This is a genomic window from Shewanella waksmanii, assembly GCF_043643685.1.
Lineage (GTDB): Bacteria > Pseudomonadota > Gammaproteobacteria > Enterobacterales > Shewanellaceae > Shewanella > Shewanella waksmanii_A.
This window is the reverse complement of record NZ_JBHZSN010000010.1, coordinates 54,910-67,149: the sequence shown is the minus strand read 5'-3', so window position 1 is coordinate 67,149 and position 12,240 is coordinate 54,910. Positions and strand designations below refer to the sequence as shown.

Annotated in this window: 14 protein-coding genes; 5 read left to right on the top strand and 9 right to left on the bottom strand. The window is 42.1% G+C overall.

The features are described 5' to 3' along the window. Positions 1-369 precede the first annotated feature (369 nt). Entirely contained in the window at positions 370-837 is a 468-nt protein-coding gene (locus tag ACHUFW_RS15330) for a hypothetical protein (RefSeq protein WP_394204218.1), read from the top strand. Positions 838-1,140: 303 nt separating this feature from the next. Next, the gene (locus tag ACHUFW_RS15325; protein ID WP_394204217.1) at positions 1,141-1,341 is read left to right on the top strand and encodes a hypothetical protein; all 201 of its coding nucleotides are present in this window, start codon (positions 1,141-1,143) and stop codon (positions 1,339-1,341) included. Positions 1,342-1,417: 76 nt separating this feature from the next. Here ACHUFW_RS15325 and ACHUFW_RS15320 read toward each other — a convergent pair whose 3' ends face one another. The 4 genes from ACHUFW_RS15320 to ACHUFW_RS15305 all read right to left on the bottom strand — a co-directional run bounded on the left by ACHUFW_RS15320 (position 1,418) and on the right by ACHUFW_RS15305 (position 5,142). Then, complete coding sequence (locus ACHUFW_RS15320) at positions 1,418-2,827, bottom strand: ADP-ribosylglycohydrolase family protein (protein WP_394204216.1); 1,410 nt, start codon at positions 2,825-2,827, stop codon at positions 1,418-1,420. Between the two features lie 35 nt (positions 2,828-2,862). Then, positions 2,863-3,378, bottom strand: coding sequence for a transcription elongation factor (locus ACHUFW_RS15315; protein WP_394204215.1), 516 nt, complete (start codon positions 3,376-3,378; stop codon positions 2,863-2,865). Beyond that, positions 3,365-3,814: a hypothetical protein gene (locus tag ACHUFW_RS15310; protein ID WP_394204214.1), complete on the bottom strand. Its 450-nt coding sequence runs from the start codon at positions 3,812-3,814 to the stop codon at positions 3,365-3,367. Before ACHUFW_RS15310 ends, ACHUFW_RS15315 begins: the two co-directional genes overlap by 14 nt. A 161-nt stretch (positions 3,815-3,975) precedes the next feature. Continuing rightward, positions 3,976-5,142: an alpha/beta hydrolase-fold protein gene (locus ACHUFW_RS15305; protein WP_394204213.1), complete on the bottom strand. Its 1,167-nt coding sequence runs from the start codon at positions 5,140-5,142 to the stop codon at positions 3,976-3,978. A 212-nt stretch (positions 5,143-5,354) separates the two neighbouring features. Between ACHUFW_RS15305 and mtnC the strand changes: the two genes are divergently transcribed. Beyond that, the gene (gene mtnC, locus ACHUFW_RS15300) at positions 5,355-6,035 is read left to right on the top strand and encodes an acireductone synthase (RefSeq protein WP_394204212.1); all 681 of its coding nucleotides are present in this window, start codon (positions 5,355-5,357) and stop codon (positions 6,033-6,035) included. Positions 6,036-6,108: 73 nt separating this feature from the next. On the opposite strand, the gene ACHUFW_RS15295 is transcribed toward mtnC, so the two are convergent. Then, positions 6,109-7,245 (bottom strand): hypothetical protein, encoded by a 1,137-nt coding sequence (locus tag ACHUFW_RS15295; protein ID WP_394204211.1) that lies wholly within the window; start codon positions 7,243-7,245, stop codon positions 6,109-6,111. Between the two features lie 132 nt (positions 7,246-7,377). Between ACHUFW_RS15295 and ACHUFW_RS15290 the strand changes: the two genes are divergently transcribed. Further along, positions 7,378-7,809, top strand: coding sequence for an acyl-CoA thioesterase (locus ACHUFW_RS15290; protein ID WP_394204210.1), 432 nt, complete (start codon positions 7,378-7,380; stop codon positions 7,807-7,809). A 15-nt stretch (positions 7,810-7,824) separates the two neighbouring features. Then, a complete protein-coding gene (locus tag ACHUFW_RS15285; RefSeq protein ID WP_394204209.1) occupies positions 7,825-8,070 on the top strand; it encodes a GNAT family N-acetyltransferase in 246 nt (81 codons plus the stop codon). Here the strand turns inward: ACHUFW_RS15285 and ACHUFW_RS15280 are convergent. The 4 genes from ACHUFW_RS15280 to ACHUFW_RS15265 all read right to left on the bottom strand — a co-directional run bounded on the left by ACHUFW_RS15280 (position 8,065) and on the right by ACHUFW_RS15265 (position 12,215). Then, positions 8,065-8,475, bottom strand: a complete 411-nt coding sequence (locus tag ACHUFW_RS15280) for an acyl-CoA thioesterase (RefSeq protein WP_394204208.1) — start codon at positions 8,473-8,475, stop codon at positions 8,065-8,067. The two genes, ACHUFW_RS15285 and ACHUFW_RS15280, sit on opposite strands and share 6 nt — an antisense overlap. A 139-nt stretch (positions 8,476-8,614) precedes the next feature. After that, positions 8,615-10,408, bottom strand: coding sequence for an AMP-dependent synthetase/ligase (locus tag ACHUFW_RS15275; RefSeq protein ID WP_394204207.1), 1,794 nt, complete (start codon positions 10,406-10,408; stop codon positions 8,615-8,617). Between the two features lie 353 nt (positions 10,409-10,761). Further along, on the bottom strand, positions 10,762-11,274 hold the full coding sequence (locus tag ACHUFW_RS15270; protein ID WP_394204206.1) for a hypothetical protein: 513 nt from the start codon (positions 11,272-11,274) through the stop codon (positions 10,762-10,764). Further along, a complete protein-coding gene (locus ACHUFW_RS15265; RefSeq protein ID WP_394204205.1) occupies positions 11,274-12,215 on the bottom strand; it encodes a hypothetical protein in 942 nt (313 codons plus the stop codon). Before ACHUFW_RS15265 ends, ACHUFW_RS15270 begins: the two co-directional genes overlap by 1 nt. Positions 12,216-12,240: the final 25 nt, after the last annotated feature.

Here is a 12,240-nt window from a genome sequence, read left to right as displayed (position 1 = left end):
TTTAAGTATATAACAATACAAACAATTACCAAAAAAAACAATAGTACTATACTACTATTGACAATATATCCGCAAAATATATAGGTTAATAAATGGAGATATAGGATGTACTCCAGAATTTTAAATTAACAAAAAAATCTAAATCAAGGATTGATAATGTTTAAATCACTTCTATTTGTAACAATCATCGTTTTAACCTCTTACAATGCTATGGCCGGGTGTACACCTATAGGTGAAGGTGGTGGTGGTGGCAGTATATGCTGCGAAGTAAAAAACGGTGTAATAGAGTGTTCTGACTCATTGGGCTAAAACAATATACAAAATATAAAAAGGGAATCAACTCCCTTTTTATTTAATTAGAGAGATGAAATGAAATTATTCACTTTACTATTAACACTATTAATTTGCTTTACTACAAATGCAAGCTCTTTATTGACTTTAGGGCCTCAAGATAAATCTATAATTTTAAACGCTGCCTCCCCTAATCAAAAACACAAATTTCCCGCACTTTATGTTTATGATGTTCTCAATCAAAAATTTCTCAGCAAGGAAGAAGCCACTTCCTATCTACAATCGATGAACGAAGACCCTTTATGGAACAGCACCTCTGAACAGTGGACCAAGAACACCGAAAAGTTCTCAGCTAACATTGATGTTCTCTCTAAAGCCTTACCAACGTTATTGCTAGATAAAAATTACTTCGTTTTATACGATAACCTACCAGGCTCAATGCTCAAACAATTAAAGTCTATGGATCCACTACTTGAGCAAAAAGACACCTTAATAAAATTGATTTTGAGTAACAATGAAGATGCTAGGAGTTATACTACATACTAATTATATTAATCTCAGAGAAAATCTAGCCTCACAACCATGAGGCTAGATAAAAAGCTAACCACTCACTTAAGGTAAGAAGTCAATATTATTATACAACCAAGGGCACCAATACTTTCTTACCGCTACTTTTCCCTATTAAAGTTATCTTTACGAATAACCTTAAACTACAAAACAACCATCAAAAGTGTTCTATTGACTTAGCATTTATATTTTTACACTTTCGAATGGCTAATTATTTATATTTAGCATTTATATAGATAATCATCATTAAGGACATTCTTTAGAATGTAGATAAGGAATATCATGAATAAGAAAATCACTTTAGCCCTCGTTGGTATTGGAATGAGTCTAGGAATGGCAACAACAGTCACCGCAACACCAGATGCCCGATACTGTCAAATCGCAAAGAACAATGCTAACTATTATTGCAATGGCAACTATGATTATGAGCTATGCCGCTACTGGGCGAATGAAGCTAAACGTTGTGGTCCGCTAGAAATCTAAAATTAAGCAGCCAGCTAAATAATATTTAGCTGGCTGCTTAATACAAAAATAACTTATTTTGAAAAATATCTACCCACTACTTTGAAGTGGGCCCTGCAATAGTAATGCGCCACACTTGTTGTTGCTCATCAATATCGTCAGCCATCTGTTGTGTCACCATTCTATCGACAATACTCACCCCTTCTAGAGCCATACGATTAAAGCTATCGATACCGTCATTATCAAAGCCTTTGCGAGTCCGATGAATGTTAAACTTATCAGCAAATTGGCGTTGAAAAGCGCTTTCAATGCCTTGCTTACCAATAATGAACCCGAGTAACCCACCCCAAGTTGCTGCTGGGTTATCAGAATCCCATCCAGCTAATGTGGCAATTTTAATGGTTTCGACAATATCTCCCTCACCGTAAAACAAGCTAACTAAGCTGGCGGCAAAATTGATTCCTGAAGCAAAACAGCCATTGCAGTAACGTTTTTGCGCAGTGATATCATAACCATCTTGTTGATTGAGCTGATACTTAACATATAGCTGATCTCGTACCTCCTCCCATGGCACACCTGCAAGGTATTGTTGTTTGACAAAATCATACATTTTGGCGCTGTAAGAAGCGTTTGGCAGTTGCACCCGAGCAACATCGGCGATGGCAATTAACTGTGGCTTAATGGCTGTTTTACTATCGATGGTTGCCGCTAGCGAGTGCATCACCACATAAAACTCCGCTACCCAAGCGGCGTTTTCTCGAGCTGTAGTCCGTATCGGTAAATAGGCCATTTCTAAAGCTATATCTGGCCGCCCAGGGGCGAACAATCCAAATATCTCCGTAGTTAATTGGGCGTCAATCATTTCATAATCTGGATTATTAGCAGGCTCACTTGTCTGTGGCGGTAACATGCCCTGCTCCGACATCAAGTCAAATGCGCGTTGATTTGATACCCATAAAAAATTTTCTGCATTACCGGCATCATCAACCCCAAAAGGCGATGAAGTTTCTGAATAGATGTGAGTTAACCAGCCATCACGGATCTGTTCGGCCGTTAAAATTGTAGTTTGGTGCTTATCTAGCAGGTGCTGGTATATGTACTCTATATCTGTGTCATCATCAGATCCCCACACCTCACCAGGATCTTTAAACACAAAGTCGATAGTGGCAGACAGATCACTTGGCACGCCTTGCCCCCAAATACTGGGTTGATCGGCTTTGCCCCAATCATGGCGTGTATAAAACTGTCCATGGGGGCCATCACCACCAATCTTGTCCATTTCTGTGACTAATCCGGTCCAATTGGCAATACTTTGTCCCAACCAGAACCCATGAAGTTTATCGACATAGTCAGCACGTGAAATGACCAGTTGTTGTTTATCTTGTGGTTCATTGGCTTCGACAGCACCACTGGCTGCACCCATTTGGCAGGCTGCCATTAGGCTTAAAGCGGAAGTTAAAAAAATTAAATAAATCACTCGCATCTGCGTTGCCTCTTTTGATTCCACTAGCTTTACTCATCTTCCATTACACAAAAACTCAATCAAAATACAGCGATAATTTCTAGCAGCTTACAACTATTGCCAAGTTGAATGGTTAAAGGTTCATCGAGGTATTGACCCATCAGTGCTTGACCTAGCGGAGATTGCGGGGTGATCAACATGACCTCATTCACAGCCAAATCGGTATCAAATAATGTGCAATCAAAACTTACTTTAACACCACCAGCACATGGCGATACAAACAAAGCCTGCACCATTTGTGCTTGATCTTCGACAAACACTAAGGCACCAATATCGATCGCATCATCTTCGGTATAATGACAAACAGGCATCGCGCCAATGGTTCTGATATCTTGTTGTAACTGGGCCACACGGTGAGTTTGGCCATGGGCTAAATAGGAAGCTTCTAGCCCAAAAGTTTCATATTTGCTGCGGGCAATGCTTTCACTATGGGTCGCAGTGACATGAGCTTGATTCGCAGCCTGCTTAGCTACGCTCTGAAGCTGATTAAGTACCTCTATAATCTGCTGCTGAAGTGAGGCTTTATTCCGACTCATCGCCACGGCTCGCGGTTTTACTGTCTAACTTCCCCCACTGGGCTACTGCAAATACCACTAACATGGCGCAGGCGGAGCTAATTGCAGCAATAGATTGCGCAGCAGTAAACAAGGTAGAAAAATCAAAAGACGGCGGAATAACCCGCAATGATATATAGGCTAAAGGCAACTGCATAAGTACTGCACTAAGCCAATTATTAGGATAACGTTTAAACAGTTTGCTATATAGCAACAATACCGCGGAAGCAAGCAACAAAGCGACCATAACGTCATGCACGATGAGCACAATATTCTCTAAGCTGTTGGCATGAAATCCCGCTACCGTTTCTAAGTAGGCCAGCATATAACCTGCAGTTATCCCCAAAATAATTAAACTTAACTGGGCAAGTAATAATCCACATACCAATGCAGGCAGATAACCAAGTAAATGACGCAACTGCAGCCATCCTTTTCAGTGATTTGTTGAGCCATTCTAAATCATGCTGGCCTTGAGTGGGTAAAATTAGTCACAGGTAAAAAGTTTTTACGCTGCAAGGCAAACGGGCAACGTGATTCAATACCTAGCCCTGCTAACCACAAACCATAAAACAGTGGTTATCATTCAACATTCAGTTGCCGATAAGATTCAATCGTTTTGCTATAGCGATTTATCCAAAAGGGATGCTGCGTGTTATCTAATGCTAACTGTTGATGTTTAATCGCATTATCATACTGTTTTAATTCGGCATAAGCTGCCGCTAACGCATCGTGAGCGGTTGCTGATTGCGGATAATGCTTTACCGCAAGTAGATAGGTTTGCATCCCCGCAGATGAAGATTGCTTGGTTTGATGTTTAGCTAGCTGTATCAACGAACTGACTGCAGATACTTCAAAGCCATATTTGTTTGTCGACAACTGCTGATAATAATCTACGACGGCTTTGGCACCTTGTTTAGCCACATCAGAATCTACCGCTAACGGCCGATGATAATCATCAAATAACAACTCAATACCATAAGCCGTTGCCAAAACCGGTTGCGTCATATAATAGCTGCCGTCAAAACGTTTAACCCGATAATCTAAGCTGTCTGTGGCATATGTGTTGAGTATTTTTTCCATCTGGGCGAATGAAGCTAACTGCCCTTGTTCGTATCCACTGTCGCTGGTGCTCATCATCAAAAATCGTGACTGTCCTTGCATATCTGCAAGCTTTTTAGGTGCGTCTGCCAAGACATACGCAAAATCCTGACTCAGTACCGGGCTGGCAATAAAGTAAGCGTTAAAGAGCTGTGGCCGATTAATCAGCGTATACAAACCTAAACCGGCATTGCCAGTAAAGCCACTAAAGATCTTAAAACCGTTAGTACGGTATTGACGATCAATAGCAGGCAAAAGCTGGTGTTCAAGAAAATCGAGCAGCTGGGTATCACCGCGAGTCTCAATCGCCGCTGATTTCATATCACCCAGTAACTTATTTTCATCCGGTGCTGTAATAACTATTGTTTCTAACCAAGGCCAATCACCGTTATGGCTCATCCAGTCATGCATTCCAGCTAAATAAGCATGGCTGCGGGGATGGAAATCAAACAGCACCACGTATTTTTTATCTGGCAGCTGGTGATAACTATCAGGCAAAGTAACCTGAAATTGAAAGTTAGGTCCACCATCAGCGAGCTCAACTAACAAAGTATCGGTGGTTGTTGATGGACTCGTAGCGAATACGCTCGGAACAGAACACACGACTAAGGCCACAAACAATAATGCTAACTGGTTAATTTTAATCAAAATAAATATCCTTTTAATTTTGTTAGTTGATAACCTACCAGTATTTATTCGTGCTTAATAGCCCCCGATACAACAACGCCGAAGCATCAAGTTTGGTAAATTTAATACAGTTTGAATGCCAAATAAGCTAGCCAAAGCGTTCATTTCGACATAGGATCTGAAACCAGCAGAGCTTGCATTGACCAAACTTGATAGTGGAGAACACCAACACCATGGGTATCAGAGCCATCGTTGTAGATACAGCAGGTACAACAACCGATCTCAATTTTATCAAAGAGACTTTGTTTCCCTACTCGGCAAATGCACTAAGCGAGTTCTTAGTTGCAAATCAGTCAAATGTTTTAGTTGATAACTGCATCTGCGATGTCAGAGATATCGCTTTAGAACCTGATGCTAGCATCGAACGTGTGGTGGAAATTTTACAGCAGTGGATCACTGAAGATCGTAAGGCGACACCACTAAAAACCCTACAAGGGCTGATTTGGAAACAAGGTTATGCCCAAGGTGAGTTCACAGGTCATATCTACCCAGACTTCATTGAAGCAATCGATTCAATTAAGGGACAGAACGTTCGTCTATATAGCTTCTCTTCTGGCTCAGCTGAAGCGCAGCAATTACTGTTTAGCCATAGTGATGCCGGCGATCTGACCCCTAAATTTGACGGCCACTTTGATACCCGTACGGGTAACAAGCTGTTTAAACAAGCTTATTGCAACATCATCAACACCATCAGCTTAGCGCCAAAACAGGTGCTATTTATTTCAGATGTGGTTGAAGAGCTTAAAGCGGCACAAGAAGCAGGCATGCGCACACTGCAAATGGTTCGCGATGACAACCAACGTACTGCAGAGCACCCCATCATTCATAGTTTTGCAGAGCTTTCGTTGAACTAGCAGAAAACAAAAAAGGGCCAAACGGCCCTTTTTTAATATCAAAAAACCACTCATTTAATATCAATCAAGCAGTCTAGCTTGAGCTTGCTAACGGAAACGCTGGAGATACACAAGGTTTTACTTCAAAACGATATCCATCTACCGCCGAGCTGTCAGCGAAAATCTCTAATATCTCGTAATCATTCAACTCAACCACTTTAGATTCAGGTGATTTCTCACAGCGCGAACGACTATCGGCTTCTAAATTAAAAGCAAACTCCGCGACCATCTTGCGGACAAACTTTTGATACTTCTCGCGGGTATTATCCTCATCATCTAATGCTGGCTGCGCTTGATTATTTTCAACCTCCGACTCATTCACCAAAGCAACTCCTTCAGTTAACTCTTCAATCAAGGAATCATCACTGGCATCATCCGCAGATTGCTCAGCTAATTTGGCTGCCCGCACTTTGGCTTGCGCGTCACTGATCAATTGCGTTGCTTGGCGTATTGCCGCTGCATCTTCATCTGTTACGTTCTCATTTAACGCCAAACCAGCTTCCACTTCGGCAACTTGGCTATTAATGCTGGTTTGAATATTTTCGGTGGTTTCATCCTCATTAATTTCTGGCACAAGATACAGCACTAAATACACCAATAAGGTCGTAGCTAACACCAAACGCACAAGTAATGTTGTCTTACGAAAATGCTCATTCTGTGTCAGCCGTGGCAAGGTAATGCCCAAAGGTTTTACCAGTAAAATCAACATCAAATAAAAGGGCACAATCAGTTGCGCAAATAGAATCGCCAACGCACTGATGATCACAAACCAAGCAGGTATATAAAGTAGAATGGCCATATTATGGGTATAGCTCAAATGACTCGCAGGCACCCCCACGACATCATTAACAATACCGGCAGCCCACCCTAAGGCAAAATTGGCCACAATGGCATAAAACAATAACAGCACCGCCTTACCCGCTAAGCTATGCCAAATACGTTCAAATACCGGCCAAAACTCAATACTTAAGCCAGCCACAGTTAACAACGCAATAAGAGCAAAAGAGTCGGTCATGAAGGTAAGTAAAATGGCCACCAAATATAGTTTTTGGGCCACCATCAACTTACCGATTACACCTTGAACACGTCCCATCACCCACTGCCAAGTGAAAGTAATGGGGTTAGGTAACGATTTGATTGACGTACTAAATTGCCGGTAAAGCTCAGACATAATGACAAATTCCATTTCTTATTTTTATAGCCTTTTTCATCATATCGTTTTTGCAACATAAACCCAACAATGCTTGTGATATCGATTACCTACTGTTAGGCTGGAATAAAATTCAAACAGGCGTTTACATTCATGCAAGAGTTTACACAACAATATCCGATCCACACTTCAATCAATGTAGCGTGGGGGGAAATGGACGCATTGCAACACGTGAATAATGTGGTGTATTTTCGCTATTTCGAAACAGCCAGAATCGATTTCTTCAACCAAATTGGTTTACTCGCTGACCTCAAGGTTACCCAAGTCGGCCCTGTTATCAGTGAAAACCAAGCTCGCTATAAACGTCCAGTGACCTTCCCTGATACTTTATTGGTCGGCGTATCAATCAGCGATATCAAAGCAGATCGATTTTTAATGCACTACCATGTTTATAGTCAAAGTCAACAAGCGATCACCACCATTGGCAGTTCTCAGGTTGTGATGTTTAATTTTAAAACTGGCCAAAAAGCACAACTAGATGGCCAGCTGCTTGAAGCGTTACATAAATATTCTCAAGACAATTAATCGCGAGGAGTCGTTATGCATTCATTGACCATTGTCCATCAAGAACAACAGCAGCAATTCATTGCAGGCATTCCAGAAAACCAAGCTTTATTGCAGTATGAATTAAGCGATCAGCAAGTAAATTTCCACCACACCTTTGTCCCCGACAGTATGCGTGGACAGGGTGTGGCTCAACAATTAGTAGAACGCGGCCTTGAATGGGCTAGAAGCAATAATTATCAAATTACTGCTAGCTGCAGCTACGTGCAAAAATTTCTATAGATTGGGACCGCTGAGCAAGGATAGCTGCTGCCGAACCACATCATCAATGGCTAGACTACAATTCTTCTGATAGTCATAGTGAACCAGTGTCGTTTGCGCCTCTGCGGTTTTTACACCGTTTTGCCAGCTTTGCTGAGTCACTTCAAAACTACTATTGCCGACACGGCTGATCCACGTTTTTACCTCTACCGGCGCACCGTAATGAGTTGGTGAGGTAAACGCGATAGTAAACCCGGCAACAATCAGATTCCACTGACTTAAATCTAACTGCGGGTTAAAGATTTCAAATACGGGTTCCCTTGCGGCCTCAAACCATACTGGAATAACGGTATTATTGATATGGCCTAGACCATCGGTTTCATTAAAACGAGGTTGGATAGTTAACTGAAATAGAGATTCTGACACTTGGTTGTCCTTATTGTCGGTCGGAAACGTTTTTCGATAGCAAATCATACCACTGCCCTGCAGATTACTATCGACTAAATATTAAAAAATTGCGGCCATAAAAAAGGGATGCAATGCATCCCCGTTTCACTATTCTACCCTAACGGTACATAGCACTGATTTCACTGGCGTATTTATGATAAATCATTTTACGACGCAGTTTCATTGTTGGTGTTATCAGCCCTGCTTCCATAGAAAATGCTTCTGGCAATAGGGTGAACTTCTTAATCTTTTCAAAACCAGCCAGTTCACTTTGTAGCGTTTTTAATCGTTGCTCAAAGTGCTCAATCACATGGCTGTGGCGCAACAACTCCAGCGGCGACTCATACTTGAGCCCTTTTTCTTGCGCCCACGCTTCTAATGATTCAAACGCCGGAACAATCAAGGCAGTCACATAGTTTTTAGCATCAGCAACAATCGCTACCTGCTCAATAAACGGGCAACATCCCACCGTTCCCTCAACGCGTTGAGGCGCAATGTACTTGCCGTTTGACGTTTTCATTAACTCTTTAATACGGTCGGTAATAAATAAATTGCCTTGTTCATCTAAACGGCCTGCATCACCGGTTTTTAGCCAGCCATTTTCAAATGTAGCAGCCGTCTCTTCTGGACGATTGAAATAGCCGCGCATCACAGTATCACCGCGAACTAAAATTTCATTGTCCTTACCAATTTTCACTTCAACTTCTGGTAATGGCTGGCCATTTGAGCCGGGGACGCGATTTTCAAGCGTATTACAAGTCACGGTAGCGCAGGTCTCTGTCATACCAAAGCCACACAATACCGGCACATCAATACTTTGGAAAAAAGCACTCACATTGGGATCTAATGCCGCACCACCACAAGGCATAAATTTAAGCCGCCCGCCCAGCACTTGTTTTAGCTTGCTAAATACTAATTTATTCGCCAACTTCCATTGTAAGTTAAGCAGCCCAGAAGCCGATTGTCTTCCCTGCTCTACTTCTGACTGACGGTGTCCCACACTAAGCGCCCAAGCAAATAGCTTCTGGCGAGCAGTCGGTGCTTTAGAAACTTTATCCTGTACCGCACTGTAGACCTTTTCTAAGAAACGCGGCACCACACATAAGGTATGCGGACGCACTTTAACAATGGCTTCTTTGGCTGCCATGGGATCTTGCAGATAAACGTTATGGCCACCACGGCACAACACGTAAAAGCTCCAGCCACGTTCAAATACATGACTTAATGGCAGAAACGCGAGTGATACGTCACCTGGAGTAAAGGGTAAGAAGTTATCGTGCTGACGTACAACAGAAGCAATATTGCGATAATCCAGCATCACCCCTTTTGGATCGCCAGTCGTGCCAGAGGTATAAATCAGTGTGAGCAGATCATCAAGATTGGCTGCATCTAATCGAGCTTGCAGTTCAAAATGCAATTCAGCAGCAAAATCGCGGCTAATTAACTCATCGAAATGACTATGATTAGGGTTATCTTGCAGCTTAACATTGGCATCAAAAACAACAATATGGGTTAAACTATCGCACTTGTCGGCTAGTTCACAAGCCATGTCGTAGTGTTGTTGCTCACCAACGAACACCACTTTCGCTTCTGCGTCGTTAACAATGTACTTAGCTTGCTCTTGCGTACTGGTTGGGTAAATCGGCACCATTACAGTTCGAGCCTTAAGTGCACCAATATCAGCACAAGTCCATTGCGGCATGTTATTGGCTAAGATAGCCACACGCTCTTGGCTGGCGACGCCAAAGTGCATTAGCGCTAACGCAACTTTAGTACTGATACTATCAAATTGGTTCCAGCTCACTTGATACCAAGGAGCTTGCATTTCGAATCCTTCGAGCGCAATGGCATCACCAAGAGATTGGCTTTGCTGTTTAATAAGTTGGACTAAATGATATTGCTCGAGTGACATGAGTATAAGGCCTTATTTAGCGTACAGGTGTACCTGTTTTTTTAGTATTTTAACTTTAACATACACTAAAAATAAGAGCTTTTGCTCAAATTTTGTTAACTACCGCACAGATTTTCGACTTTTGTGCTGTTATAACAAATCACCAGACCAGAGTTTTTTCTTTCCAATCCATAGTGTTAAGCATGCTGGCAACAGTAAAACAACATCTATAATGAGCCAAAATAAATTCCCCTGTTCAGCAGACATCTGTGACATGGAATAAGACAAATAACCGGAAACCCACCAGAGACAATCGGCAATCATACTGCAGTATTAAGCTTTACAGCTTGCCAGCTACATCACGATTCAAGACATTACAATTGATTGCGCTTCTTATCCGCCCCTGCTTCTGCTGCAAGTTCGGCAGCAAGCTCTGCCAATGCTTGCTTTTGGTCAGCAACAGCATCAAATTGATACTGCACAAAAGCTTGATAGTACTTATTATTTAATGCATAGAAAGTAAGTAGACCGAATACAATACCAATAAGATAAATTAGTAGCAGTTTCGATTGGGCATCCATAAGCAGCACTGATGGTAAAAATACACTGAATAGCACAATCATGTAGCAGTTAAATGCCGTTGCAGCAAAAAAAGAACCTCGGGTCACCGCAAAGTTAAAACCGCAAAAGACCAATATTGACCCAAAAAAATAGCCAAGTTGAAGCTCGATGGAAAAGTCGGTATATGACGCAAGAATTACATAATTAAGTGTAGTAATCGAAAAAATCATCAACATTGTTGAAGAGAGAAAGGCAAAAATGGCTTTTAAGGGAGGCAGGAGGCCAACAATATCATCATCGCTTCTTGGAGTATTACTCGGCTTCATTAGTCATTCACCTCTTCGTAAACGCCGATAGCTAAGGCTTTCACAGTACCGGTTAGCGCGCTACCAGAAAAACTCAAAGATGCACCAACCGCATCTTTAAGTTGTAAACGAAATGCATGGGTTATCTGGGTGCCACTATACTTTTTAATAAGCCCCTTTCTGCTCAACGATTTAATCATCCGGCCAGAAGCACCAGGTAAATTTAATCTGGCTATTTCATTATTTAGTCGCCTTTTCTCTGGTCGAGATAAGCCTTTTAAGATCTGCATAGTGCTCTTAGATGTGCCCACTTGCATCATTTTAATCGTCTTTATCATAGAGGCCGATGCGGCACCCGCTCCAGCTAAAGAGATAAGATCAAGCGCCGTTGTGGCTTGTCGATACCACTGATTTGAATCTAGCATTTCATTGAACTGAGGCTTAGAATACTCATTGAATGCACGTACCCCACCATTTGCACACTGCAAAGCACTTGCAGAAGCGGCACCTATCGCTAGATAAGTCACCACACTAGTGGTTCCACCCGTTAAGGGAATCGCTGCACCACTGCCTAATACGACCGTCCAGCCAATAAAAGCTGCACCACAACTCAATATGGTGCCAGCTACTTCAGATACGAGTTTTGATTCTCGGATATTGCCCTGACTGCCCCGTAAATGGGACGCAAAGGCTGCTTGATTCATCGCTTCTGGCGGCTCCCGAAGCACTATTTTGATGGGGTCAATACGACATACTGGTTCAAAGGAGCGTAATTCAACCATATTGAATTGGCTATCAATATAAACAACACCCGCACCAGTGAGACCAAGGATAGCATCAATGTTATCAAAGAGCGTTTTTGTGTCTAATTGTGATTGTATTCGCTGACTCAGTTGCGTATCAAGAAATGCTCGTGTACTTGAGTTGAATGTTGGCCGTCCATTTGCCATTGCTATTGTCATGGTTCCTTCCATGTTGTGAACACAA

Excerpts from the sequence above, each read along its gene's own strand:
- ACHUFW_RS15330 (WP_394204218.1), top strand. The coding sequence starts at position 370 with ATGAAATTATTCACTTTACTATTAACACTATTAATTTGCTTTACTACA.
- ACHUFW_RS15325 (WP_394204217.1), top strand. The coding sequence starts at position 1,141 with ATGAATAAGAAAATCACTTTAGCCCTCGTTGGTATTGGAATGAGTCTA.
- ACHUFW_RS15315 (WP_394204215.1), bottom strand. The coding sequence starts at position 3,378 with ATGAGTCGGAATAAAGCCTCACTTCAGCAGCAGATTATAGAGGTACTT.
- mtnC (WP_394204212.1), top strand. The coding sequence starts at position 5,355 with ATGGGTATCAGAGCCATCGTTGTAGATACAGCAGGTACAACAACCGAT.
- ACHUFW_RS15295 (WP_394204211.1), bottom strand. The coding sequence starts at position 7,245 with ATGTCTGAGCTTTACCGGCAATTTAGTACGTCAATCAAATCGTTACCT.
- ACHUFW_RS15290 (WP_394204210.1), top strand. The coding sequence starts at position 7,378 with ATGCAAGAGTTTACACAACAATATCCGATCCACACTTCAATCAATGTA.
- ACHUFW_RS15285 (WP_394204209.1), top strand. The coding sequence starts at position 7,825 with ATGCATTCATTGACCATTGTCCATCAAGAACAACAGCAGCAATTCATT.
- ACHUFW_RS15275 (WP_394204207.1), bottom strand. The coding sequence starts at position 10,408 with ATGTCACTCGAGCAATATCATTTAGTCCAACTTATTAAACAGCAAAGC.
- ACHUFW_RS15270 (WP_394204206.1), bottom strand. The coding sequence starts at position 11,274 with ATGAAGCCGAGTAATACTCCAAGAAGCGATGATGATATTGTTGGCCTC.
- ACHUFW_RS15265 (WP_394204205.1), bottom strand. The coding sequence starts at position 12,215 with ATGACAATAGCAATGGCAAATGGACGGCCAACATTCAACTCAAGTACA.